The organism is Streptomyces coeruleofuscus (assembly GCF_039532725.1).
Classification (GTDB): Bacteria; Actinomycetota; Actinomycetes; order Streptomycetales; family Streptomycetaceae; genus Streptomyces; species Streptomyces coeruleofuscus.
Genome location: NZ_BAAASE010000006.1, coordinates 223648 through 248702, shown reverse-complemented (window position 1 = coordinate 248702; position 25055 = coordinate 223648). Strand labels below are relative to the sequence as shown.

At 71.6% G+C, this 25055-nt stretch carries 21 protein-coding genes and 1 pseudogene; 8 read left to right on the top strand and 14 right to left on the bottom strand.

Annotated elements, in window-relative coordinates:
• Positions 1-26 precede the first annotated feature (26 nt).
• Positions 27-2531: a tetratricopeptide repeat protein gene (locus ABFX81_RS24580; protein ID WP_086850247.1), complete on the top strand. Its 2505-nt coding sequence runs from the start codon at positions 27-29 to the stop codon at positions 2529-2531.
• An 80-nt stretch (positions 2532-2611) separates the two neighbouring features.
• On the opposite strand, the gene ABFX81_RS24575 is transcribed toward ABFX81_RS24580, so the two are convergent.
• Together ABFX81_RS24575 and ABFX81_RS24570 are read right to left on the bottom strand one after the other, a co-directional pair.
• Entirely contained in the window at positions 2612-3427 is an 816-nt protein-coding gene (locus tag ABFX81_RS24575; RefSeq protein WP_086850248.1) for an alpha/beta fold hydrolase, read from the bottom strand.
• A 50-nt stretch (positions 3428-3477) separates the two neighbouring features.
• Entirely contained in the window at positions 3478-4143 is a 666-nt protein-coding gene (locus tag ABFX81_RS24570; protein ID WP_086850249.1) for a DUF4097 family beta strand repeat-containing protein, read from the bottom strand.
• Positions 4144-4516: 373 nt separating this feature from the next.
• Between ABFX81_RS24570 and ABFX81_RS24565 the strand changes: the two are divergent.
• Positions 4517-5064 (top strand): annotated as a pseudogene (locus ABFX81_RS24565) (DUF1062 domain-containing protein).
• Between the two features lie 136 nt (positions 5065-5200).
• A complete protein-coding gene (locus tag ABFX81_RS24560; protein ID WP_086850254.1) occupies positions 5201-6316 on the top strand; it encodes an ADP-ribosylglycohydrolase family protein in 1116 nt (371 codons plus the stop codon).
• A gap of 44 nt (positions 6317-6360) precedes the next feature.
• Here the strand turns inward: ABFX81_RS24560 and ABFX81_RS24555 are convergent, their stop codons facing one another.
• Together ABFX81_RS24555 and ABFX81_RS24550 are read right to left on the bottom strand one after the other, a co-directional pair.
• Positions 6361-7932 carry a sodium:solute symporter family transporter gene (locus ABFX81_RS24555; protein WP_086850250.1) on the bottom strand — a complete coding sequence of 524 codons (1572 nt, stop codon included), beginning with the start codon at positions 7930-7932 and terminating at the stop codon, positions 6361-6363.
• Positions 7933-8104: 172 nt separating this feature from the next.
• Positions 8105-8890: an SDR family oxidoreductase gene (locus tag ABFX81_RS24550; protein WP_346138667.1), complete on the bottom strand. Its 786-nt coding sequence runs from the start codon at positions 8888-8890 to the stop codon at positions 8105-8107.
• 81 nt (positions 8891-8971) lie between these two features.
• On the opposite strand from ABFX81_RS24550, the gene ABFX81_RS24545 reads away from it, so the two are divergent.
• Positions 8972-9811, top strand: coding sequence for a hypothetical protein (locus tag ABFX81_RS24545; RefSeq protein WP_086849444.1), 840 nt, complete (start codon positions 8972-8974; stop codon positions 9809-9811).
• An 11-nt stretch (positions 9812-9822) separates the two neighbouring features.
• On the opposite strand, the gene ABFX81_RS24540 is transcribed toward ABFX81_RS24545, so the two are convergent.
• Together ABFX81_RS24540 and ABFX81_RS24535 are read right to left on the bottom strand one after the other, a co-directional pair.
• Positions 9823-11691: an MFS transporter gene (locus ABFX81_RS24540; protein ID WP_086849446.1), complete on the bottom strand. Its 1869-nt coding sequence runs from the start codon at positions 11689-11691 to the stop codon at positions 9823-9825.
• A 168-nt stretch (positions 11692-11859) separates the two neighbouring features.
• On the bottom strand, positions 11860-14928 hold the full coding sequence (locus ABFX81_RS24535) for a D-alanyl-D-alanine carboxypeptidase (RefSeq protein ID WP_428837210.1): 3069 nt from the start codon (positions 14926-14928) through the stop codon (positions 11860-11862).
• Between the two features lie 144 nt (positions 14929-15072).
• On the opposite strand from ABFX81_RS24535, the gene ABFX81_RS24530 reads away from it, so the two are divergent.
• From ABFX81_RS24530 to ABFX81_RS24520, 3 genes are all read left to right on the top strand, one after another.
• Positions 15073-15828, top strand: a complete 756-nt coding sequence (locus ABFX81_RS24530) for a GOLPH3/VPS74 family protein (RefSeq protein ID WP_059424097.1) — start codon at positions 15073-15075, stop codon at positions 15826-15828.
• Between the two features lie 232 nt (positions 15829-16060).
• Positions 16061-16918 (top strand): helix-turn-helix domain-containing protein, encoded by an 858-nt coding sequence (locus ABFX81_RS24525; protein ID WP_150481462.1) that lies wholly within the window; start codon positions 16061-16063, stop codon positions 16916-16918.
• A gap of 212 nt (positions 16919-17130) precedes the next feature.
• Positions 17131-17322, top strand: coding sequence for a DUF397 domain-containing protein (locus ABFX81_RS24520; protein ID WP_114253634.1), 192 nt, complete (start codon positions 17131-17133; stop codon positions 17320-17322).
• 106 nt (positions 17323-17428) lie between these two features.
• Here the strand turns inward: ABFX81_RS24520 and ABFX81_RS24515 are convergent, their stop codons facing one another.
• The 3 genes from ABFX81_RS24515 to ABFX81_RS24505 all read right to left on the bottom strand — a co-directional run bounded on the left by ABFX81_RS24515 (position 17429) and on the right by ABFX81_RS24505 (position 19876).
• Entirely contained in the window at positions 17429-18307 is an 879-nt protein-coding gene (locus ABFX81_RS24515; RefSeq protein ID WP_346138665.1) for a MerR family transcriptional regulator, read from the bottom strand.
• 69 nt (positions 18308-18376) lie between these two features.
• Positions 18377-18880 (bottom strand): glutathione peroxidase, encoded by a 504-nt coding sequence (locus ABFX81_RS24510; protein ID WP_086853406.1) that lies wholly within the window; start codon positions 18878-18880, stop codon positions 18377-18379.
• 9 nt (positions 18881-18889) lie between these two features.
• Positions 18890-19876 (bottom strand): ArsR family transcriptional regulator, encoded by a 987-nt coding sequence (locus ABFX81_RS24505; RefSeq protein WP_086853407.1) that lies wholly within the window; start codon positions 19874-19876, stop codon positions 18890-18892.
• A gap of 71 nt (positions 19877-19947) precedes the next feature.
• On the opposite strand from ABFX81_RS24505, the gene ABFX81_RS24500 reads away from it, so the two are divergent.
• On the top strand, positions 19948-21135 hold the full coding sequence (locus ABFX81_RS24500; RefSeq protein WP_086853408.1) for an MFS transporter: 1188 nt from the start codon (positions 19948-19950) through the stop codon (positions 21133-21135).
• Positions 21136-21174: 39 nt separating this feature from the next.
• Here the strand turns inward: ABFX81_RS24500 and ABFX81_RS24495 are convergent, their stop codons facing one another.
• The 5 genes from ABFX81_RS24495 to ABFX81_RS24475 form a co-directional block, all read right to left on the bottom strand.
• Positions 21175-21873: a hypothetical protein gene (locus tag ABFX81_RS24495; RefSeq protein WP_086853409.1), complete on the bottom strand. Its 699-nt coding sequence runs from the start codon at positions 21871-21873 to the stop codon at positions 21175-21177.
• Between the two features lie 127 nt (positions 21874-22000).
• Positions 22001-22807 carry an SAM-dependent methyltransferase gene (locus ABFX81_RS24490; RefSeq protein ID WP_086853410.1) on the bottom strand — a complete coding sequence of 269 codons (807 nt, stop codon included), beginning with the start codon at positions 22805-22807 and terminating at the stop codon, positions 22001-22003.
• 137 nt (positions 22808-22944) lie between these two features.
• The gene (locus ABFX81_RS24485) at positions 22945-23439 is read right to left on the bottom strand and encodes a hypothetical protein (protein ID WP_346138664.1); all 495 of its coding nucleotides are present in this window, start codon (positions 23437-23439) and stop codon (positions 22945-22947) included.
• Positions 23440-23589: 150 nt separating this feature from the next.
• Positions 23590-24264, bottom strand: coding sequence for a polysaccharide deacetylase family protein (locus ABFX81_RS24480; RefSeq protein ID WP_086853411.1), 675 nt, complete (start codon positions 24262-24264; stop codon positions 23590-23592).
• A gap of 2 nt (positions 24265-24266) precedes the next feature.
• Positions 24267-24950: a glycoside hydrolase family 11 protein gene (locus tag ABFX81_RS24475; protein WP_346138663.1), complete on the bottom strand. Its 684-nt coding sequence runs from the start codon at positions 24948-24950 to the stop codon at positions 24267-24269.
• Positions 24951-25055: the final 105 nt, after the last annotated feature.

The following is a 25055-nucleotide window of genomic DNA, read 5'->3' as shown; positions in this document are numbered from 1 at the left end:
CAGGGCGAGACGAGGGGGTCGTAGGGATGGCGCAGGCGAGGCCGTCGATGCAGGACCTGATACGGCAGCGGACCCGGGCCGGTTTCGTCGGCCGGGCCGCTGAACGGGCGTCGTTCCGCGCGAACTTCGGCACTCCTCCACACGACGAACGCCACCGCTTCCGCTTCCACGTGCACGGCAACGCGGGCGTCGGAAAGACTTTCCTTCTGCGGGAGTTGGAACAGATCGCCCGCGAACAGGGCGCGCTGACCGCGTACGTGGACGACAGCTCCGGCAGCGTGCCGGAGGTGATGGCGGAGATCGGCCGCCAGTTCGCCGCGCAGGGCCGCCGGTTGAAGGAACTCGACCGCACGCTCGCCGCCCACGCCGAACGCAGGCACGAGGCGGAGCTGGCCGCGCTCGCCGCACTGGACGAGCAGGAGGAGGGTGCGGGCCCGACGGTGAGCGGGAGGGTCGTGGCCCGGGCCGGGACGGTCGCGCTGGGGATGGTCCCCGTGGTCGGCCCCCTGGCTGGCCTGCTCGACTCCGAGGAACTCGCGGGCGGAGTGGACCGGTTCCGGGAGAGGGTGCTGGCCCGCTTCCGCGACCACGAGGACGCGCGGCTGGTCCTCGCCCCGGAGCAGGTGATCACCCCGGTCCTCCTGCGCGAACTCTCGGAGGCCGCCGCCTCGGCCCCCTGGATCGTCCTCTTCCTCGACACCTACGAGCGGACGGGCCCGTACCTCGACCACTGGCTGCACGAGACGATGACCACCGACCGCCACGGCGCCATGCCGGCCACGGCCGTCGTGGTCACGGCGGGCCGGCGCCCCCTGGACACGGCCCTCTGGGGCGGCCTGCGGGACTTCATGACGGACGTCCCGCTGTCCCCCTTCACCGAGGCGGAGACCCGCGGCCTGCTCGCCGGCAAGGGCGTGACCTCCGAACCGGTCGTCGAGGAGGTCCTGCGCCTCACCGGCGGCCTCCCCGTCCTGGTCTCCACCCTCGCCGAGTCCCGCCCCGCCGACCCGGACGACGTGGGCGACCCGAGCGCCACGGCGGTGGAACGCTTCCTGAAGTGGGAGCGGGACCCGGCACGCCGCGCGGCCGCACTGTCCTGCGCGCTGCCGAGATGGCTGGACGCGGACGTGTTCCGGGCGGCCACCGACTGCCCCGAAGAGCAACTGGAGCCTCTCTACGCGTGGTTGCGGAGCATGCCGTTCGTCGGAGAGCTCGGCGGGGGCCGACTGCGCTACCACGACGTCGTACGGGCGCCGATGCTGCGCGCGGAACGGAACAGGTCACCCCGCGGATGGGCCGAGCGGCAACGACGCCTGGCGCGGACGTTCGGCGGCTGGCGGGAGGAGGCCCGGGCCGACGGGGACGAGCCGTGGACCGACGAGAGGTGGCGGAGCCTGCGCCTGGCCGAGGTGTACCACCTGCTCTGCGCGGGTGAGCGGGACGCGCTGCCGCAGGCGCTGCGGGACTTCGTCCACGCCTGCGACGCCGGTGCGGCCGTGGCCGCGCAGTGGGCGCGCGTGCTGGTGGACGCGGGCCAGGACGCGGACGCGGCGGCGGTGGCCGGGTGGGGCACCGAACTGACGGCGGCACTCGACACGGAAGGCATCACGTCCGCGCTCGGGCTGCTCCTGCGCCGCGCGGTGCTCGACGTGCCGGCCCAGGCCCGGGCCCGGGTCGTACGGGGTGACGAGCTGCGCGGACAGGCCGCGTACGCGCAGGCCCTCGCCGAGTACGACCGGGCCGTCGCCCTCGATCCGGAGCTGGCCGTCGCCTACCGTCACCGGGCCGGAATCCGGGGGGAACTGGGCGATCACGACGCGGCGATCGCCGACCTGGACCGGGCCGTCGCGCTGGAGCCGGACAACTCCTGGTACGTCGCCCTGCGCGGCGAACACCACCGGCTCGCCCGGCACGACGCCGAGGCCGTCCGGGACCTGAGCGAAGGGATCCGCCTCGACCCGGCCAGCGAGTTCGCCTGGGCCTCCCGGGGAGCCACGCACGAACGCCGCGGAGACCTGGACGCGGCCCTCTCCGACCTGGACCGGGCACTGGACCTCAAGCCGGACTACGCCTGGGCGCTCGCCCGCCGCGCCCGGGTCTGGCGCGCGCTGGGCGACCCCCGACGCCAACTGGCCGACCTCGACCAGGCCCTCATCCTGAGCCCCGACTGGCCCTGGGCCCGCTGCGAACGCGGCGACGCGCTGCGCGTCGCGGGCCGCGACGAGGAGGCGGTCGCCGACTTCGACCGTGCGCTGTCCCTGGACCCCGCCTACGCCTCGGCGTACGCGAGCCGCGGCGCGTCCCTCGCCGGCCTCGGCCGCCACACGGAGGCCCTCGCCGACCTGGACCGGGCGGTGGAACTCCGGCCGGGATACGTCTGGGCGTTGTGCCGCCGGGCCGTCCTGTTCGCGGCGATGGATCGGCTCACGGAGGCACGGGCCGACGTGGAAAGGATCCGCGAACTGGACTCCGCACTGGAACGCTTCTCGGATACCGACCGTGCGGTACTCGGGTCGGTCCTCGCCGGGTGAACAGCGCCCGAATCAGCTGTGTGCGGAAGGACACGGCCTGCCCGTACGGCGTCGGCGATGGTGGGTTCGGTGATTTTTGATCAGTGCTCCCCGCGGTCGAGGGCGGCGACCTCGCGTACGGCATCGGCGGTGGCCCGGAAGTCCTTCTTGAGGAGCGCGCCGTGGTTGCTGGCGACCTTCGCGCTGATCCGGATGTTCGGGTTGCCGGCGGTCACCGCGTCGAGGGCGGTGCGTATCCGTTCCTGCTCGTCACCGCGGCTGCCGAAGGACGTACCCGAAGCGACCACGTACCGCACCGGGACGGTGATGTCGCCCAGCACGGGCCCCAGCTCCCGCTCCCGGGAGAGCCTGCCGAGCTCGATGTTGCTGTCGGCCTGCTGTGCCGCGGTCATCCGCGGGGTCAGGCCCGTCGGGCGCAGCAGCGGCATGAACCAGCCCAGCCGCCGGAACAGCATCCGGATCCGCCGCTCCATGGCCTCGTCCAGCCAGTCGTGGGGGAACGCGCCGTCGACCAGGACCGCGCCCATCGCACGCTCCGGGTTCCGCTCGGCCCAGTGCGCCCCGACGACGGCCCCGTAGGACCAGCCGACCACGAGCGCCCGGTCCACGCCCCTGGCCGCGAGGACGGCGTCGACATCGCGGACGGCCGCCTCGAAGGAGTAGTCCGCCGAACGCTTCGACTTGCCCCGGGCCCGCTCGTCGAAGGTGATGTGCCGCCACCCCGTCCCCAGTTCGGCGATGACCCGCCGCCAGTACCCCTGGGTGGCGAACTGGCCGTTGAGGTAGACCACCGGGATCCCGGGACCGCCGGTGTCGGTGACGGCCAGGGCCGTGTCGTCGACCGGCACCATGCCGGTCCACGCCGAACTGTTCGAGGAAGTGCTGTTCTTCGTCATGTGTTCCCCCTGGTGGTGGGCTCGGGCCGGTCAGTCGTGGTGCTGTTCGTTCAGAGGCTGCGGGCGGTGATGTCGCCGTGGGAGGTCGTGGCGCGGATGTCGAGTTCGGTGGTGCCGTCGTTCTTGAGGGAGTTGCTGACACGGCCGTAGCCGGTGCCGGCGTCCAGGGCGGCCGAGACGCCCGCGGCGGCGACGACCGAGATGTCGCCGGACTGGGTGCGGACCACGACCGTGCCGCGCACGGCCTCGGCGATCCGGATGTCGCCCCTCGCGGTGCTGATCTCCGCGGGGCCGCCCAGCCGGCCGACCTCGACGTCGCCGTCGATCGCGGTGAGGCGGACGCTCGCGGCCTCGTCGATCTTGATCTGGCGGTACGCGCCGTCGACGACGACGTCGCCGAGGCGCCCGACACCGCGGAGCTCGGCGCTGTCGGCCTTGACCTCGACACGGGAGCCGGCGGGCAGCCGGACCGTGACCTCCACGGCTCCGGAGGGGCCGGTGAGCTGGTTGCCGGAAGCCGAGGCCGTGATCCGCAGGACACCGTCGGCGTAGGCGACGGCGGTCTTCTCGGCGGTCTTGTTGTCGCGGCTCTTGGAGGGGTCGGCGGGCAGGACCTCGACGGTGGTGTCGGCGCGGTCCGCGGCGATGAACTGGACGCGTCCGGCCGGGATGTCGAGGACGGCGGAGATCGGGGCGGGGGTGGCGAAGTTCTGCATCGTGCTCTCCTTGGCTCGTCGTTTCGAACGATGGAAAAGCTACGTTGCATTCACGATACTGGCAACTATCTCGTTGCGCGCTATTGGCGTTCTCGCAGCTCACAGGACGGTAATCGTTGCAACGGTTTTGAAATCAACGCAACGACCGAAAGGGACGCTCGTTGCATTGGGTGGAAGTGAACGCACTGCCGCCCGAAAACTGGTGGAGCGGCGCCGCTGTGCCGCCTTACCGTGCTGCCGAATCAAGTCGCCCAGGCAAGGACGTGCCGTTGTACACCCTGTGAGACCTCCCGAGAGCTGATGTGTCGCGCGTCGCGCAGGTGCGCCGCGCTCCTTTTCGCTGCGGATTTCTCACTGGAACCGGTGTACTTCTGTGCTCATTGACTGGGTTGTCATGCCCACCTGCCTGCCGACCGTCCTCCGCCGTTGCCACGCGTGCGCGTCCGGGCGCTTCCGGGCGAACGGCAAGTTCCGCGTCAACGCGAACCACAAGCTCCTCGACGCCTGGCTCCTCGTGCTCTGCGCCGCTTGCGGGGACACGGCGAAGCTCACGGTCCTGGAGCGGATGAACGTGCGCTCCGTACGACCTGGGCTGCTGGACCGGATGCACGACAACGACCCCGGCCTGGCGGCCGAGCTGCTCCAGGATCCGGTCGTGCGGCGCCGTAATCGCATCGCCCTCGACTGGGACGACGCCTGGCGCCTCGACACCGGCGGATCGGATCACCTGGACCGCGAGGTGATCGACGTCTCGGTCCGCTTCGCGGCGCGGATCCCTGTCCGGCCGGTGCGACTGATCGCCGAAGGCTTCGGTCTTTCGCGGCCGAGGTCGGGAGACTGATCGACGAGGGGAAGCTCGTGTCGGCGGTACGGCTGAGCGGCAGGCTCTCCGGCGACTTCACCTTCACGCTCAAGCGCTGAGCCCTCCCCGGGACCCCGGGCCTGTCCGGCTGATCCGCCGGGCAGGCCCACACCGTTCCGCCCCGCTGAACCCGCCGTCCCCGTTCGATTACAGTGCTGAGCTGTCGTACGTATGGACGGTCCCTGGGAGGTCAAGGTGGGTGCGACTGCCGGTGCCGTCTGGGGGCGTACGGAACAGCAGGACTTTCGCAGCCGGGTGCGGGGGACGCTGCTCGGCTTGGCCGTCGGGGACGCGCTGGGTGCGCCCGTGGACGGGCTGGGGATCGACGGGATCAGGGAGGCGCACGGGGCGGAGGGGCTGGTCGATCTGGCTCCCGCCTTCGGCAGACGCGGTGCCGTCACCCATCTCACCCAGCTCACCCTGTTCTCCGTGGACGGGCTGATAAGGGCCCAGGTGCGGCGGGACACCGGCGCCTGGCATCCGCCCACCGATCTGCACCGGGCCTATCTGCGCTGGGCCGCCACCCAGCGGGACTGGGGGCCCGACCTGCGGCGCAAGGACGACGGGTGGCTCGCGCGCGAGGAGTGGCTGTACGCGCGCAGGGACCCGAGCAGTGCGCTGCTCCTCGGACTCGGTGACGAGACCATGGGGACTCCCGAGACGCCCAAGAACCCCGGCGAGCTCGGGCCCGAGGCCGCCGCCCGGTCCGCCCCGTTCGGGCTGCTCGTGGGGTGGGAGCCGCAGCTCGTCGCCCAGCTCGCGGTGGAGTGCGCGGCGCAGACCCACGGTCATCCCACGGCGTATCTCGCGGCGGGCGCGTACGCGGTGATCGTGCACGCCCTCGCCCTCGGGGAGAGCATCGACGGTGCCGTGCAGCGGGGCTTCGCGCTGCTGGCCGCCCGGCCCGGGCACCAGCCCGTGTCGGACGCGCTCCAGCACGCCCTCGGTGCCGTACGGCAGGGGCTGCCCGGGCCGGAGCGCGTGGCGGAGCTGTGCGGGGCCGGTACGGCGGAGAGCCTCGTCGCCGCCGCCGTGTACTGCGCTCTCGTCGCCGCCGACGTCCGGCACGGACTGACTCTCGCCGTCAACCACGACGGCCCCTCCGCCGCCACCGCCGCGCTGACGGGCGGGCTGCTCGGCGCCCTGCACGGCGAGACGGCCCTCCCCCCGGCCTGGCTGGCCGAGCTGGAGGGCCGCCCCACGATCCTGGAACTGGCCGACGACTTCGCCATGGAGATGACCCAGGGGCCCGCCCTGCACGGGCCCGGTGGGTCGTCGCCGGGGTGGCTCGCCCGCTATCCGAGGGCCTGAGCCCACCCCGCGGTCGCTGCGCCTCAGTCCTTGACCGTCGTGCCTCAGTCCTTGACCGTCGTCCGCACCACGTCGTCCGCCGGCCCGGCCGGTACCGGAACCGCGGCCGACGCCGCCCCGTCCCCGTCCGTGTTGATCTTCTCGATGAGCGCCAGCCGCTCCGGGGTGTCCTCCGGCTTGATGTAGCCGACGAGGATGTAGAGGACCAGCGACACCGCCAGCGGGATCGACACCTGGTACTGGAGCGGCACGCCGCCCTCGACGTTCCAGTGGATCGGGTAGTTCACCAGCCAGAAGGCGAGCAGGCCCATCGACCAGCTGACGAGGGCCGCCGTCGGGCCGGAGCGGCGGAACGCCCGCAGCAGGCCCAGCATCATCGGGATCGCCATCGGGCCCATCAGACCGGCCACCCACTTGATGACGACCGTGATGATGTCCTTGAACGCGGGGGAGTTGACCTGCGTCGCCGCCGCCATCGACAGACCGAGGAAGACCACCGTCGCGACACGGGCGACCCGCAGGCCCTGGCTCTGGTTCCAGGCCCGTGCCCGTGCCCAGATCACCGGCGCGCAGTCCCGGGTGAACACGGCCGCGATGGCGTTGGCGTCCGAGGAGCACATGGCCATGGTGTGCGAGAAGAAGCCGACGATGACCAGACCCAGCAGGCCGTGGGGGAGGAGCTGTTCGGTCATCAGGGCGTAGGAGTCGGAGCCGTCGCCCTTCTGCGACTCGACCAGCAGCGGGGACATCCACATGGGGAAGAACAGCACCAGCGGCCAGACCAGCCAGAGGATCGCCGACAGCCGGGCGGACCGCTCGGCCTCCTTGGCGTTGGGCGTGGCCATGTAGCGCTGGGCCTGGTTGAGCATGCCGCCGTTGTACTCGAAGAGCTTGATGAACAGGAACGCCAGCAGGAAGACCGTGCCGTACGGGCCGACCAGCGGTTTCTCGTGGCCCTGGAGCTCGGGCGAGTCCCAGACGCCGAAGAAGCCGCCGTGGTCGTCGAGGCGTACGAACACCGCCACGAACATCGCGATGCCGGCCAGCAACTGGATGATGAACTGGCCGAGTTCGGTCAGCGCGTCCGCCCACAGGCCGCCGATCGTGCAGTAGACCGCCGTGATGCCGCCGGTGATGAGGATGCCCTGGTTGAGGGAGATCCCCGTGAAGACGGACAGCAGCGTCGCGATCGCCGCCCACTTCGCGCCCACGTCCACGATCTTCAGCAGCATGCCGGACCAGGCCAGCGCCTGCTGGGTCTTCAGGTCGTAACGGTTCTTCAGGTACTCCAGCGGGGAGGCCACATGGAGCCGCGAGCGGAGCCGGTTGATGCGCGGCGCGAACAGCTTCGAGCCGATGGCGATGCCGAGGGCGATCGGGAAGGACCAGGTGACGAAGGACGTGACGCCGTAGGTGTAGGCGATGCCCGCGTACCCGGTGAACATCACCGCGCTGTAGCCCGACATGTGGTGCGAGATGCCGGAGAGCCACCACGGCATCTTGCCGCCGGCGGTGAAGAAGTCGCTGACGTTGTCCACGCGTTTGTGCGACCAGACGCCGATCGCGACCATCACGGCGAAGTAGCCGATGAGCACGGCCCAGTCGAGACCGTTCATGAGTCCCCTTCCACGGGTGCGCCGCCAGGGTCAGGCATGTGAACTCTGGGTTCGGTGACGTGCGCACGGCAAGGAAGAGGAAGGTCAAGAGACCGTAAAAAAGTTCGGTGAGATGACTTGTGTTTATGTACGTGAACCATGCGTGACTCGTGCGGCTGGCTGGAAATCACCCTCACCGCATCAGCTCACCCGCGTTCACCAGCAGCGACTGGCCCGTGATCGCCCGCGCCCGGTCCGACGCCAGGAACACCGTCGCGTCCGCCACGTCCGCATCCGTCGCCAGCTCCGGCAGTGCCGTACGACCCGTCAGCCTGCCCAGCACCTCCGCCTCCGACACGCCCTCCCGGCCGGCGGTGAACCGTACGTACGCCTGTACCGGCGGGCCCCACATCCAGCCCGGCAGGACGGTGTTGACCCGGATCCGGTACGGCCCGAGCTCCCGCGCCAGCGAGTACATCGCGCTCGTCAGCGCCCCCTTCGACGCCGCGTACGCCGCCTGCCGCACCTGCGAGGGAGCCGCCACCGCCGACTGCGTCCCGACGAACACCACCGAGCCGCCGCCCTCCTTCAGGGCCGGCAGGCACGCCCGGGTCATCCGCAGCGTGCCCAGCAGGTTCACGTCCAGCACCGCGCGCCAGGCCTCGAAGTCCGCGTCCTCCAGGCCGCCGAAGTGGCCGTCCAGCGCCGCCACATGCACGACCGCGTCGATCCGCCCGAACCTCTCCCGCGCCAGCCCCGCCAGTGCCTCGCACTGCCCCTCGTCGGCGATGTCGGTCGCCCGGTACGCCGTGCGCGACCCGTCCGGATCGAGCTCGGCGGCCGTCTTCGCCAGGTTCCCCTCGGTTCGGGCCCCGAGCACGGCACACCCCCCGTCCCGTACGACGGCCGCCGCCACCTGCCGCCCCAGCCCGGCCCCGACCCCCGACACGACGACCGTCTTCCCCGCGAGCAGTGGCATCGCAGCCTCCCTGGTCCGGACCCTGGCGCTTTATCTGACGGAGCGTCAGAGTATGGGCCAGCCGCCTACGAAGGGGAAGGCATGAGCGACGACACCCGCAGCGAGCTGTACGCCGAACTGGCCGCCGTCGGCCCCTACGGCACCCGCCCCGGCCACGCCCTGATCACCATGGTCGAACCGCGCCCGGGCCACGAGTACGCCTACAACCGCTGGTACGAGGACGACCACTACTACGCCGGCGCGATGGCCATGCCCTGGATGTACGCCGGCCGCCGCTGGGTGGCGACCCGGGACCTGCAACTCCTGCGCTACCCCGAGAAGTCGGCGGTCGCCCAGCCCGTCACCACGGGCTGCTACCTCTCCACGTACTGGATCACCGCCGGCCGCTACGACGACCACATGCGCTGGACGGTCGCCATCAACAAGCGCCTCAACCGCGACGGCCGCGTCTACCACGACCGCACCCACGTCCTCACGGCCTTCCAGGACCACGAGGCGACGGTCTACCGGGACGGGGCGGCAGGACCACGCGACGTCCACGCCCTCGACCACCCCTACGCGGGCCTGGTCCTCCAGGTCGTCGAGGCCGGCACCCCCGAGCAGCGCCCGCAGCTACTGGAGTGGCTGCGCTCCCGCCACCTGCCCAAGCGGCTCGCGGGCTCCCCGGCGGCGATGGTGACCGTCTTCCGCCCGACCCCGCTGCCCGGCGACCGCATGACCTACGTCAAGCAGGTCGAGGGCGTCGACACCCGGCTGACCCTGCTGTGGTTCCTCCAGGCGGACCCGCGCGAGTGCTGGGAGGCCTTCTTCACCGGCCTGGACACGGCGGTCGGCGAATCCGGGCTCGGGCGGGTGGAACTGGTCGCGCCCTTCGTCCCGACGGTGCCGGGAACGGACCAGTACGTCGACCGGCTCCGCTAGGGGGGTCGGGGTCAGCGCAGCTCCTCCGGGCACGGCGTGCCCCGGGGCAGTTGGTAGGGCGCCGCCAGGTGGTAGGTGCCCGGCTTCGGCGCGACCAGTACCGTCCACCTGTCGCCGTCCTCGTCCTCCTCCGTCTCCGCCAGGCAGCCGTTGACGTTGACGTACGTCTTCGGCTCGCCCTCGGGACGGTCCTTGGACGCCTCCGTCTCCTGCGGCGGCTTCAGGCTCTTGCCCTCGGCGTCGACGATGCTCAGCCACGGCGAGTACGGGATGCGGACCAGGATGCGGCCCGCCTTCTTCACCTGGAGGATCATCTCGCCCTGCTCGGCCCGGTCGACCACCGCGTTCGGCTCGGCCAGCGGGGTGGGGTCGGTCACCTTGAACAGCTGCCAGTTGGCGTCGCCCCAGACCTGGGTCAGATAGGGCAGCCCGCGCTGCACCAGCGCCCGCTCCCGCTGCCCTCCGTCGCCGTCCGGCTCGTCCTTCGGCAGCACCACGTAGTGCACCGCCCAGCGCTTCAGCCACTCGTGGTAGTTCGCCGAGTTGAGCGTGTCGTCGTAGAAGAGGGGGTTGCGCTCCATGTCGGCCTGCCGGTTCCAGCCGCGGGCCAGGTTGACGTACGGGGCGAGGGCGGAGGCCTCCCGGTGGGAGCGGGCGGGGACGACCTCCACGCGGCCCTTCTCGGCGCGGACCTCCTGCAACTCGTTCACCAGCGGCGCCAGCTCGCGCGACCAGGACGCCGCCGGGGCCGTGTGCACGATGTCGTCGACCGTCTTGAAGCCGATCCACACGGCGAAACCGACGAGCGCGACGACGGCCGCGTACCACTTGCGGCTCTGCGGCACCGTGAACGGCAGCGCGGCGACCAGCGCCACCCCGGCGAACAGCATCGCCAGCCGCGTGATGTTCGAACCGATCTGGGAGCTGACCAGCCACACCAGCACGACGCCCAGCCCGTACACCGCGGCCGTCAGCCGGACCGTCTTCCAGTCCTCCGGCACCAGGACGAAGACGAGGACCGAGAACGCGAGCGGCAGCAGCACCGAGCCGATTATCATCGGCTGTGTCCCCGAGAACGGGAACAGCCACGCCGACACCGCCACCACCGCACTCGGCGCCAGCCCCAGCGCCCACGCGCCCGGCCGCCGTTTCTGGAGGAACAGCGCCGCCGCGACCAGGCCCACGAACAGACCCGCGACCGGCGAGGCCATGGTGGCCAGCGCGGCCAGCGGCGCCGCGGACAGGGCCTTCGCCCAGCGCTTGTAGCGCCACCGGTACGGCCAGCAGAACACGACGGCGACCGCGCCGAGCGCGAACATCATGCCCAGCCCGAACGTCACGCGCCCGGACACCGCGTTGCAGAACAGCCCGAACACGCCGGCCAGCGACGCCCACAGGGGGTTGCGCACGGACCGGCTGCGCAGGAGGAGCAGGGTCAGCAGTCCCGCCGAGACCGTCCCCGCGATCATCATCGTCGTCCGCACGCCGAGCACCGACATCAGATACGGCGACACCACGCTGTACGACACGGGGTGCATCCCGCCGTACCAGGCGAGGTTGTACGCCGAGTCCGGGTGCCGGCCGACGAACTCGGCCCAGGCGTCCTGCGCGGCCAGATCGCCGCCGCTGTTCGCGAACGTGAAGAACCAGACGACGTGGAGCACTCCGGCCAGGCCCGTGATGGACAGCACCGGGTGGCGCAGCATGCGCTCACGCAGCGTCAGTACGGCGGACGGCAACCTGGATTCCGGGAGGTCAGGGGAGTCGCCGTCACGGCCGTTGCGGCCGCTGCCTTCCCCGGCTGCGGGCAGGCGTATTCGCGGGCCGGCTACCGGGCCCGGTTCGGCGTCGTCGGCGCGTGTCGGCTCCGCAGTGGCCACTCGAAGGCACTCCCCGTGTCCCGTCTTCTGTTCTCGTCTTCGCTACCCGGCCGTGCCCCGTTGGTCAGCGGTTCACAGCCGCGCCGCGACGCTAGCACGCACCCCGCCGGGCGGCGCCCGTACGGGCCGTTACCGGCGGGGTGCGGTCGTGCGGGCGGGCGAGCCGGCTCAGCCGATCCGCGTGAGCTTGTCCGCGAAGCCCGGCTCCACGAGGTCCTCCTGGAGGGCGACCGGGACCTTGACCGCGTTGGTGCTGCCGTCACCGACGGTGAGCGTGCCCACCTTCTTGCCGGCCTTCGCCGTGTGCGGCAGCTCGTCCGCGGCGAACGTCAGCTTGACGGACAGGCCCGCCCAGCCGACCGCCGTGACGTCCTCGGTGACGGCGACCGGCGTACGGCCGCCGAGACCGTCGTCCGCGTACCCGACGACCGAGCCCTTCTTCAGGATCGTCGCCGATTCCAGCGCGCCCTGCGCGGCCTTGATCAGCTTGTCGCCCTCGTGCAGCGCGGCACCCAGGATGGTGTTGTCCGGGCCGCCGGCGGGCTGGCGTACGACGGCGCCGACGATCCGGCGGGTCTCGCCGTTGACGTCCTTCCTCGCCGAGAAGACGAGGTTGCCGAGCGCCGAGGTGGTGGTGCCGGTCTTGATGCCGGTGACGTCGTTGTAGCCGACCAGGCGGTTCCAGTTGTCGTGCTTGGTGCCCTTGTAGTCGACGTACGACATCATCGCCGCGACCTCGCGGAAGGCGGGCTGCTCCATGGCCGCCTTGGCGAGCTTCACCTGGTCCACGGCCGTGGACACGGTGGTGTTGTTCAGGCCCGACGGGTCTGTGTACGTCGTGTTCTTCATGCCGAGGTCCTTGGCGGCGTCGTTCATCTTGCCCACGAACGCCTTCTCGGACCCCGCGTCCCAGCGGGCGAGCAGCCGCGCCACGTTGTTCGCGGAAGCGATCAGGATGCTCTCCAGAGCCTCCCGCTGGCTGATCTTGTCGCCCTTGGTGACGTCGACGGTGGATTCCTGGCCGGCGTCTGACTGGTCCTCGGCGGCCTGGTCGATCTCGATCTTCGGCCCGTCCGCACCGCTCTTGAGCGGGTGATCGCGGAGGATCACATAGGCGGTCATGACCTTGGCGACGCTCGCGATCGGCACGGGCTTCTGCTCGCCGGACGACCCGAACGTGCCGATGCCCTGCACGTCGAGCGCGGCCTGGCCCTTGGCCGGCCAGGGGATGTCGACCTCGCCGCCCTCGAAGGTGTAGCTGTCCTCGGCGGTGAGCTCCAGCGTGGGCGCGGGCAGCGGGCGCACGCTCTGCACGACGCCGAAGACGATCACCAGCAGCAGCACCAGCGGCGTCCAGATCTTCACCCGCCGCACGGCCGTCCGCAGCGGGGTGTCCGGCGGCGGCGGGGTGTTCGTCAGCTCGGCCAGCAGGTCCAGCGGCGGCCGCGGCGGCAGGGGCTGCTGGGTGGTCCGCTCGGGGCCGACGGTGGGCACGGGGGCGGTGGCCTCGGCGGGGGCGGGCGTGGACGCCGGCTTACGGGCCGCAGGGTCGTCCAACGGCTTGAGCGCGACGAACTTGCTGGTCCGCTCGGCGTCCTTCTCGGGCGCGGCCTTGGCGTCCTTGGCTTCCTTGGCGGCACCGCCGAGCTTCAGCATGGTGGTCGGCTGATCGACCGGGGGCCGTACGGCTTTGAAGACGGCGGTGGGCTGGTCGACGGGGGGTTCCGTGTCGCCCTCGTCGGTGTCGGTGTCGTCCGACTCGGGAGCCTTGTCCGCGCCGTCGGCCTTGGCCGTCTCGGGCTTCTCCGGGATGTCGTCGGTGTCGTCGGAGGCGGTCGTGTCCGCCGAGGCGCCCTCGGAAGCACCGGTGGCGGAACGGTCCGCCTCGGGCTCGTCGGCCTCCTCCTGCCCGTCCTGGGCACCGGCACCGGCCTCGGCGGCCTCGGCCTTCGGCCGGTCCTGGACGTCGGTGGCAGCGTTGTCCGTGCCTTCGGTCTTCGGCCGGTCCTGGACGTCGGTGGCAGCGTTGTCCGTGCCTTCTGTCCTCGGCCGGTCCTCGACGTCGGTGGCGGCCTCGTCCGCGCCTTCGGCACCTTGGTCGTCCCGAGCGTCCACGTCGGCCTCAGCAGCCTTCTCAGGCTTCTGGCCGTCCGTGTCGGCCTCCGTGGCCCCTTCCGCCCTCTCAGCCGCCTCCTGGCCGCCCTCAGAGCCCTTGTCGGCGCCCTCGGCTGCCGCAGGCTCCTCGTCCTGGTCGGCCGACGCGACCCACGCGGCCACGGCGTCCCGCAGCCGCCCGTCACTGGAGGCAGTGTCGTCCCCGCGCTCACCGGAGCCGGTGGACTCGCCGGAGTCCTTCACGGCCTCCTCCGCAGACCGCTGGGACGCGCCGACCGCCGTGCCCTCGGCGCCGGCGTCGCTCTCGCCCTGCTCGGCGTCAGCGGCCGAGTCGGTGTCGTCGGCGTCCTGCTCGGTGTCAGTGGCCGGGTCCGTCTCGCGCGGGTCTCGCTTGGCGCCGGCCGCCGTGCCCTCGGCACCGGCGTCGCTCTCGCCCTGCTCGGCGTCAGCCGCCGAGTCGGGCTCTCCCGCGTCCTGCTCGGCGCCGGCGGCCGAGTCGGTGTCGTCGGCGTCCTGCTCGGTGTCAGTGGCCGGGTCCGTCTCGCGCGGGTCTCGCTTGGCGCCGGCCGCAGGGCCTTCCGCGCCGGCGTCGTCCTCGCCCTGCTCGGCGTCGGCCGCCGCGCCCTCGGCACGGGTGTCGTCGGCGTCCTGCTCGGCGTCAGCCGCCGAGTCCGCCTCGTCCGAGCCCTGCTCGGCATCGGCCACCGTGCCTTCGGCGCCCGCCCGGCCCTCGCCCCGCTCGGCGTCAGCCTCTCGCTCGGCGTCAGCCGTCGAACCGGCCTCGCCCGTGTCCCGCTCGGTGTCGGCCGCCTCGCCCGGCTTCTCCGCCGTCCGGGTGGACAGCACACGGGTCGCCGTATCGGCGCCGCCCCGCTTCGCGGACCTCTCCGTGTCCCGGGCCACCGCGAGGCGCGGGTCGCGCTTGGGTGCGGCCTCGCTCCTGGCCTCGGGAACCGGACTCGCGCTCCCCGACGTCGGTTCTGCCGACGACTCGCGCTGCTTCGACCTGTCGGGGGACTCGCCCGCCACCGATGCCTCCTCCTCGCGCCGCACCACCCGCGTGCGCGTACCGAACCGTGAACCGCCGCCCGTGACACCGCTCCCCGGCGCTGTCCGAACCATGTACCAGTGTCCTGTGTGCGGACTGGACCCATCCGGTAGACGAGAACGACATACCTACTGGTTCCACTACGAACCGGTCACGCACCCTCGACAGACCAATGTGAGAGGGGTCACCCTGTCATTCATCCACGCGGGGAGGCATGGATGGGCAGGAGCCGCAGAACACTTCCGGAAGAGCTTCTGCTGCTGGCACTGGACCCGGCCACGGGTACCACTGCGCAGCCGCAGTCGCTCGACCTCGGTCTGGCCGGTGCACAGCTAGTGGAGCTGGCACTGGCCGGACGGATAGCCCCAGACGGGGATCGTATCGCCGTGGTTGTACCACGGCCGACTGGAGATCCAACTCTGGACTGCGCGTTGGAGTTGCTGCGAAGGCGCGGCGCTCCCGTACGGGCCGTTCACTGGATCGGCGGGCCACGATTGGGGCTACGCCAGACCTACCTCAGCCATCTGGAGCGGTGCGGCATGGTGCATGCCGTGGCGGGCCAGATGTGCGGAGTGCTGCCGACGACTCGCTACCAGGCGACGGACAACGACATCAGCCGGGAGATCAGGGCCCGGCTGGACTCGGCGATCCGCACCGGCGTACCGCCGGACCCGCGGACCGCCGCGCTCGCCGCCCTGGCACACGCGGTCGGCCTCGGCAAGCACCTGTATCCGGGCAACGAGGGGCGCTCCTCTCGGTCCCGGCTGCGGGACCTGATCAGGCACGACCCCATGGGCGGTCTCGTCGCGCACGCGGTGATGGACGTCCAGAACGGCGTGGCGGCCCAGCCGCGCCGCAGCCCGGCCCCGTCCGGCCGCCAGGCCGCCGGCGGAGCCAGGCCCGCACCGGAACCCGCCCGTGGTGTTCCGATGCAACCGCGCCACGGGACCATGGCGCGCGCCGTGGCCCACTGAGCCGCGCGGCGGCACGAGCACGACGCCGCGCCCACGAACCCGGTCACGGGAGCCGCTGTCCGAGCGGGGCGGGGAGAGCACACACTCTCCCCGCCCCGCTCGGCGTGCCTGCCCGAACTGGCGTGTACCCGTCGCATATCCACCGTTTCCCAGCGGTAGGAAGCGCCTTGGTGGCAGTCTGCTCAACAGCAGACACGCAAAGTAGAGGCACGCAGCCGGAGGTGCACGTCCCGTGGCGTCCAATGTCAATCCCACCGTCAGGCGGCGCCGGCTGGGCCAGGAGCTGCGCCGGCTCCGCGAGCTCAAGGGCATGACGGCCGAAGAGGTCGCCGAGCGGCTGCTGGTGTCCCAGTCGAAGATCAGCCGGCTGGAGAACGGGCGGCGCAGCATCAGCCAGCGCGACGTCCGGGACCTGTGCGGGGTCTACGAGGTCGAGGACCAGAGAATCGTCGACTCGCTGATGCAGATGGCCAAGGACTCCCGGCAGCAGGGCTGGTGGCACGCCTTCGGGGACATTCCGTACAGCGTCTACATCGGCCTGGAGACGGACGCCGAGTCGCTCAGGGTCTACGAACCCCAGATCATCACCGGCCTGTTGCAGACGCGTGCGTACGCCGAGGCCATCATCCGGGGCGGCTCGCCCGAGGCCTCGGAGGCGGACAACGACAAGCGCGTCGAGGTCCGGCTGCGCCGGCAGGGCCGTATCACCGCGGAGACGGAGCCGCTGCGGCTGTGGGTGGTCCTGGACGAGGCGTCCCTGCACCGGGTCGTCGGGAGCCGGCAGGTGATGCGCGAGCAGCTGGAGCACCTCATCGAGATGTCGCAGCTGCCCCACATCACCGTGCAGGTGCTGCCGTTCGAGGTGGGCGCGCACGCCGGCATCAACGGGCAGTACTCGATCCTGGAGTTCGCCGACGCGGCCGACTCCAGCGTGGTGTACATCGAGGGCGTGACCAGCGACCTGTACCTGGAGAAGCCGCTCGACGTGCAGAAGTACACGGTGATGTACGAGCACCTGCGCGCCCAGTCGCTGAACGTGGACCAGTCGCGGCAGCTCATCGAGCGCCTCGCGAAGGACTACGCGCGCTGACCGTCCGTGGCGCGGGACCTTCCGTGGCCCGGGACCTTCCGTCCGGCAAAGCGCGGGATGCTACACCCCTGACACGCCTGACTGGAAGTCTCCCCTGGAATATGCCATCCGGTCGAGTGAATGGCTGCTCCAAACGAGGATGTTGGCGAGTAGCGTCGATCACGCCAACCACCAGCACAGGTTGGCGTAAACGCAACTGCTACGGAGCGAACATGGCAATTCGTCTGGGCGCCACGGAAACGTGGACGACGTCGTCCTACACCAACAACAACGGCGCCTGCGTGATGGTCAGGTCGACCGTCGAAGAGGCCCTGGAACTCGGGGACACCAAGGTCCCCGAGGGCCCCAAGCTGGCGTTTCCCGCCGACGCGTGGAACGCCTTCGTGGCCTCGGTCAAGGCCTGAGCCACCGCTCGACAACAGCACAAGCACCACCGACAGAGCCCTCTCGACCAGCCTCGCCGTCCTTGCCGAGAGGGCTCCGCTCGTGCCCGCGGGCCCCTGAGTGCGATCAGCTCACCGGGAACGCCACATCACACACCGGGTCGTCGGCTCCCGCCGTCTCCCAGTCCGCGAAGTACAGCTCCCGGCACGGACCGGCCGGGGCCAGTCCCTGAGCCGCCGTCCACTCCTCCACCGCCTCGAACGCGGCCAGGATCTGCGGGTGCGCCACCTGCGCCTTGGTGATCCGGGTGTACGCCAGCCGCCGGGCCGGCTCCACCCGTACCGCCGTCTCCCACGCCCGCCCCTGCCGCTCCACCCAGGCCCGGGCCGCCGCCTCGTCGGCGACCGGCACACATGCCTCCGCCGGGCCGTCACTCTCCATCGACACCTCGGCGTGGTAGGCGACGTACGGCACCCCGGCCACGCCCCCGCACTCCCGGGCCGCCTCCTCCAGCCGGCCCAGCGCCGCCCCGATCCACGTCGGCAGCTCGTCCGCCAGCGTGTGCCGCCTCTCGGTGATCACCACCTGCTCGGGCACGTCCACCGTCTCGACCGCGAACTTCCGGTACATCTCGGAGCTCCTCCCCGACAGTCGTCCACGGAGGTACTCGGCGAGCGTCCGCTGCCCCGCCACCCGCGCCTCGACGTCCGCCCAGTACGCGCCGAGCAGCTCCGCCGCCGTCGGCCCGTCGCCCGCCGCGACCACCTCGGCGATCCGGGCCAGCGGCATGTCGAGCTGCCGCAGCATGGCCACGAGCCGGGCCCGTTCGACCTGCCCTGCGCGGTAGTAGCGGTAGCCGGTGGCCTCGTCGACGTACGCCGGGGACAGCAGCCCCAGCCGGTCGTACAGCCGCAGGGCCTTGGCCGACAGCCGGGCGCGCGCGGCGAACGCCCCGATGGTGAGCAGGTCACGGTCCGGTGCGTCCACCACGGCATCCTCCGTCATCGGGCGGCTCTTCCGCCCGATGACGAGGAGGCTCGGCCCTGCCCCAGGGGCAAGGTCAACCGGGGGGTGTCAGGCCAGCTGCGCCTCGATCGCCGCCACGACCTCGTCCGACTCCGGCTCGGTCTGCGGGGAGAAGCGGGCGACGACCCGGCCGTCCCGGCCGACGAGGAACTTCTCGAAGTTCCAGCGGATGTCCCCGCTGTGCCCCTCGGCGTCGGCGAAGCCGGTCAGGCGGTCGTACAGCGGGTGCCGGTTCTCACCGTTGACCTCGACCTTCTCGGTCAGGGGGAAGGTCACGCCGTAGGTCGCCGAGCAGAACTCCGCGATCTCCTCGGCGCTGCCGGGCTCCTGCCCGAGGAACTGGTTGCAGGGCACGCCGAGGACGGTGAAGCCGCGCTCGGCGTACCGCTCGTGGAGCTTCTCCAGCCCGTTGTACTGCGGGGTCAGGCCGCACTTCGAGGCCACGTTCACCACGAGCACCGCCTTGCCCGCGTACTGGGACAGGTCGGCGGAACCGCCCTGGAGGGCACCGATCTCGACGTCGAGGGGAGAGGAACCGTTGTCAGTCGTCATGAGCGGATGCTAACTCCGGCGGGTGTCGGGCCGACCCGTTCCGGCCTCCACCAGGACCTGCCCCGCCGCGGTGCGCGAGTACAGCACCGACCGGCCCGCCCGCCGCCGCTCGACCAGCCCGGCGTCCAGCAGCACCCTCAGATGCCGGCCGACCGAGCCGAGCCCCTGCCCGGTCACGGCGACCAACTGGCTGGTGCTCAGCGGGGAGTCGAGAAGGACGAGCACACCGGCCCGTGCGGCCCCGAGCAGTGCGCCGAGGCTCGCGGGCACGGTCCGGCCGCCGGTGTCGGCGAGCACGCCCGCGCACGCGTAGATCACCGCGTACCGGTCGGGCTCCTCCCAGGAGACCCAGCCGGTCTTCGGGGTGACCGGCACGAACAGGAGCTCGGCGCCGGAGATCTCGCGGGGCGGGTACTCGTGCAGGTTCACCTGGAGCCGGTTGTCACCCAGCCACCGGGTCCGGCCCGGTCGCAGCGCGTCCAGCACCGCCGCCCAGCCGCCCCGGCTCACCTGCGCGGTCCGGGCGACCACGTCCGCCTCCAGCACTCGCCGGCGCCGGTCCCAGTCCGGCCGTACGGTCTCGGTCCAGACGTACGTCAGCAGGCCGGCCGCGCGCTCGGGGAGGTCGTCCCGGTCCAGGGCGGCGGGAAGCGGGCCGGCGAGGGAGATCCGCAGATGGGAGCGGGCTGCGTCGGGGCGGGCCGCCCGCACCCGTGCCACCTCTTCCTCGAAGGTCTCCCGGTCTCTCGGGGCGGGCGTGAGGAAGTCGGCGATCCAGGACCGGCCCAGCCCGGCGCGGACGAGCAGCGCGGTCACGGGGTCGGCGGCCAGCCGGGCACGGTAGCCGGGCAGGTGGTCGCGGAGCCAGGCCCGTTCGCCCGGGTGTGCGGGGGTGCCCCGGTGCAGCAGCTGGAGGCAGGCGAAGGTCTCGGCCAGCGGGGAGATCACGAACCGGCTCCCGGCCAGGGTGTCGGCGTTGATCTGCCACCAGCCCATGTGGACCCCCCAATGTTTCGCATCCGCGCGAAACAATAACCAGGCGATCCGGGGCGCCGGAGACTCCCCGCATGCGCAACTACCGCGAACTGTTCCGCACGCCCGAGTTCACCCCGTTCTTCCTGGCCGCGTCGGCGCAGACGGTCGCCCAGACGATGGGCGGGCTGGCGCTGGGCACCCTGGTGTACCGGGCGACCGAGTCGCCGCTGCTGTCCGCGGTGAGCATGTTCGGCGAGTCACTGGTGCAGGTGCTGGGCGCGATGTTCCTGCTCTCGGCGGCCGACCGGCTGCCCCCGCGCGCGGCCCTGACGGCCCTGCCCCTGCTCTTCGCGGCGGGCACGGCGGCCATGGCCCTGCCCGGCCTGCCGATCTGGTCCCTCTTCGCGATCGTCCTGGCCATGGGGCTGGCGAAGTCGGTGGGCGGGGGAGTGCGCTGGGGCCTGCTGAACGAGATCCTCTCCAAGGACGGCTACCTGCTGGGCCGCTCGGTCCTCAACATGATGAGCGGCCTCATGCAGATCGCCGGATACGCGACCGGCGGCGCGCTCGTGGCCCTGCTGTCCCCACGGATCTCCCTGCTGGTGGCCGCCGCCCTCTACGCCCTCGCCGCCGCGGTCGTCCGCCTCGGCCTGACCGGCCGCCCACCCCGCGCGACGGGCCGCCCCTCGGTGTCGGCGACCTGGCGCGCCAACGCCCTGCTCTGGTCGTCCGCACCCCGCCGCCGGGTCTATCTGGCCCTGTGGATCCCCAACGGCCTGGTCGTGGGCTGCGAATCCCTCTACGTCTCCTACGCCCCCGACTCCGCCGGCACCCTGTTCGCCTTCGCGGCACTCGGCATGCTGGCCGGGGACGTGCTGGTGGGCCGCCTGGTCCCACCGCGGCTGCGCCCCCGCCTGGGCTTCCCGCTCCTGCTGCTCCTGGCCGTCCCGTACGTGCCCTTCCTCCTGCACCCGCCCGTTCCGCTCGCGGCGGCCGCCGTCACGCTGGCCTCGGTCGGCTTCGGCGCGAGCCTCGTCCAGCAGGAGCGCCTGGTGGCCCTGACGCCCGACGCCCTCACGGGGCACGCCCTGGGACTGCACTCGGCCGGCATGCTCACGATGCAGGGCGTGGCCGCGGCACTCGCGGGTTCGGTGGCCCAACTGACGTCCCCGGCAGGTGCGATGACGGCCATGGCGACACTGTCGGCCATGGTGACGCTGGCGCTGATGACGGCGGGGAGGCGGGAGCAGCGGGCGATGGCACCGGTGCCGGGACGGTGAGCTTCTGAGGGAACGTCCGCGGGGAGGTTACGAAGGGTGTCACTCCTCGTCCGGGGCGCTCTCCTCCGGGGCCCCGCCCTCGATGAGCCGTTCCGCGATGTCGTCGGCCCACGCCTGGGCCCAGCGGCGGAGTCCGGCGACGCCCGGGACGTCGAGGCCGTGGGCGGTGAACGCGCTGTCGTCGAGCCAGTCCACGCCGGTCAGCCGGGCCTGGAGGTCGGTGAGGTCGAAGGGCTCGGAGGCGTGGCGGCGACCGAGTTCCTCCAGTTCGGGGTGGCTCCAGCGGGCCGAGGCGGCGTACACGTCGACCAGGTCGCGGGCGAGGCCACGGTCGGCCAGGTCCCGCACGCGGGTGCCGACGAGGTCGTCCAGGGAGAGGGCCGGCCCGAGCCCGGTCAGCACGGGCGGGCGCCACAGCACCTCCTTGTGAAGGCCGACCTCGTACTCCGCACCGGTCGCCGCGTCGGTGACGACGAACTGGGCGGACAGCGGATCGCTCTCCAGCGTCCGCACGAGCCAGCCACGCGCCACGAGCCCCGTCCGGACGGTGTCGGCGATGCCGTCCATCCCGGCGGGGTGCTCGGTGGCGACGTCCACGTCCGGTCCGGCCCGCTGCACCAGCCCGTGGGCCAGCACCGCGTACCCGCCCGCGAGGACGAGTGCGTACGCCTCACCCACCGCGAGCAGATCACCGATGAGCCGCCGGACCGGATCGGGGGCGGGGGCTGGTGCGGCCATGTCCTGATTATCGCGTGGGGGCTTCACGGGGACGCGACCGCCACGACGGCGGCACCGGACCACGTGCCCTTTAGGGCCCTTCTGATGGATCTCCACAGCGTCGCGACGCCCGGCACGCAGAAGGGCCCTACGCCTTGCGGCCCACGCCGCAGTACGCGTCCACACCGGCGGCGTCGTCACCGGCCGCTCCCTCGGCAGGCTCCGGCCGCCACTCGGGCACCCGTACGACTCCTGGCTCCACCAGCTCCAGCCCGTCGAAGAACCCGGCGATCTCGGCGACCTCACGGACGTAATACGGCACCGCCCCACTCGCGTTGTAGGCCTCCGAGGCGGCGATCATGCCCTCACTCGTCGCGGTGCTGTCGCTGATCACCAGGTGGCTGCCGGCCGGCAACCCCGCCATCAGCCGCCGCACCAGCTCACGCGCCCGCTCGTAGTCGGCGACGTGCCCCAGCGTGTTGAGGATCATCAGCCCGACCGGCCGGGACAGGTCGAGCGTGCCCGCGGCGGCCTCCAGGACCGCGTCCGGGTCGTACAGGTCGGCGTCCAGATAGGCGGTTCGGCCCTCGGGCGTGCTGGTGAGCAGGGCGTTGGCGTGGGCCAGCACGATGGGGTCGTTGTCGACGTACACGATCCGGGAGTCCGGTGCCACGCGCTGGGCGACCTCGTGCGTGTTGTCGGCGGTCGGCAGCCCGGTGCCGACGTCCAGGAACTGCCGCACCCCCTGCTCGACGGCCAGGTACCGCACCGCCCGTCCCAGGAACCGCCGGCTCGTCACCGCCACGTCGACCAGGCCCGGGAAGATCGACTTGATCTGGTCGCCGATCTCGCGGTCGACCTCGTAGTTGTCCTTGCCGCCGACGAAGTAGTTCCAGAAGCGGGCCGAGTGCGGCTTGGACGTGTCGATACGGTCACGCAGGCTGTCGTCGAGCACGGCAGGGCCTCCTGGGGGGTGGGGAAGGGGGACCGGTCCACCAACCTAGGTGAACTCCGCACTCCGGTACGGACGTTGTCCCACCCGTCACCGGGCCACCGTGGGGTTTCGGCCACGCGGACGCGAGGCGCCGCCCGTCACGCCCCGCCGGAGGCGAAGCCGCCCAGGCGCCGGCCCCCGGTCCCGCCGTCGTCCCCGTGCCGCCGCGTCGCCAGCCACACGCCGCGCCCCAGGGCCCACAGAACCAGTCCGGCGGCGACCGGCGTACCGAAGATGATCAGCAGACCGGCACCGATGTTGGCCCCGACGCCCCCCGCGGTCAGGATCCGCCAGCCCACACCGGCCATGAGCCCGAGGACCACCAGCGGCCCGAGCACGCCCCACCAGCGTGGGTCCATCGCGCCACGCCGCGCACCCCGTACGAGCACCGCGGCACCGATCCCCGCCAGCACCAGCGCGAGCCCACCGACGCCGGCGGCCACACCGTCCCTGATGTCCCACGGCTGAAAGGCGTAGTCCAGCTCACTCGCCGGCAACCCGTCGTAGTTCTGCTGCCCCATCAGCCCCCAGGCGGCGACAGGCACCCCGAGGACGAGCGCGGCCCCGGCCGAAAGCATTCCCCGTTTCTTCATACCGCCATGGTCACTCGGGCCCGGCGGGGGCGTCATGAGCACGCGTACTCAAGTACGACGACGTACCCGCGCCCCTTCCCGAGGGGCGCGGAGGGCAGTCCGAGCCCGGCCTGGTGGCGCGATGGCACAAGAGGCCATCGCGCCGTTCGCTCAGCCGGGAGCCACCGCTCGCCCCGTCTGTGGGGAGATCATCCCCGCGCACAGGCCCCGGGCGTCCAGCCCCTGGGCGATGCGGGGGATCGCTGCGAGGGTGTTGGCGGACCAGTCGTGCATGAGGATGACCTGGCCGTTGGTGAGGCGGCCGGCGGCCTGGACGATCGCGGCGGTGCTCGCGCCGTTCCAGTCCTGTGAGTCGACGTGCCAGATGATCTCCGTGAGGCCGTGGCGGGCCGCGACCGACTTGACCGTCGCGTTGGTCTCGCCGTACGGCGGGCGGAACAGTTTCGGTGTCCCGCCTCCCGCGTTCGCGATGGCCTGCTGGGTCCGGGAGATCTCGGAGTCGATCTGTGCCTGGTTCAGGCGGGTCAGGTGCGGGTGGGTGTAGCTGTGGTTGCCGATCCACATGCCGGCGGACACCTGGGCCCGGACCAGGGAGGGGTTGGCGGCGGCGTGCTGGCCCTGGTTGAACATCGTGGCCCGCAGCCCGTTCTGGCGGAGTGTGTTGAGCAGTCCGGTCGTGTTGCCGGACGGGCCGTCGTCGAAGGTGAGTCCGACGTATCCGTTGCAGGCGGCTGCCTGGGACGGGGTGGCGGCGGTGAGGGTGGTGGTCGCGGCCGTCGCGAGGACGGCCAGGGTCGTGAGCAGTGCGCGTGCCCTGGCCCTCATCGTCACGGTCCCGTGTGCACGGTGATGTTGGAGTTGCCGCTGCTCTGGTAACCCTCGGTCGCCATGATCATGTAGTACTTGAAGTTGCCCATGCGCATGCCGGCCCGGGCCCAGGCGTCGAAGTGGTTGGCGGTCGTGATGGTGCCGCCCGTCCTCTTGGACTGCCGCACGCTCCAGTACTGGTCGAAGGTCCGTACGCCCTCGACGGACGGGGCGTTGTACCGCGTGGTCTTGTAGATGTCGTACGTACCGCCGTCGCTGGTGACGGTGCCCTTGTACTGACCCGTGGGCCGGTACGTGCCCCAGTTGTCGACGATGTAGTACTCGACGAGCGGGTTCGCCGTCCAGCCGTAGAGGGTCAGGTAGGCGTTGCCGGACGGGTTGAACGTGCCGGAGTAGGTCACGCTGCGGCGGGCTCCGGTGCTCCAGCCCTTGCCCGCGACGAAGTTGCCGGTGTTCCGCCACGACGTGCTGTAACGGCCGCCTGCGGACAGGGTCATGGAGACCGTGCCCGGGGCGTCGGTCCAGAACGAGTAGAAGTAGCCGTTGTCGGTGCCGGTCCGGTTAGAGGTGACGACCGTGTCGGCGTGGGCGGTGCCCGGCAGGGCGATGGTCGCCGCCGCCAGCAGGAACATGGTGCAGGCACTCCTGACGAGCAGCCGTAAGCGGCCTGGTGACTTCTTCATGGGGGTGCTTCCTCCTCGTCCTCGTGGGGTTGGTCGATGGGGAGGTTGTGCCATCGGAGTGTTGGCCTGACCCTGTCAACTGTCAATACTTTCGGTGAGAGTTTC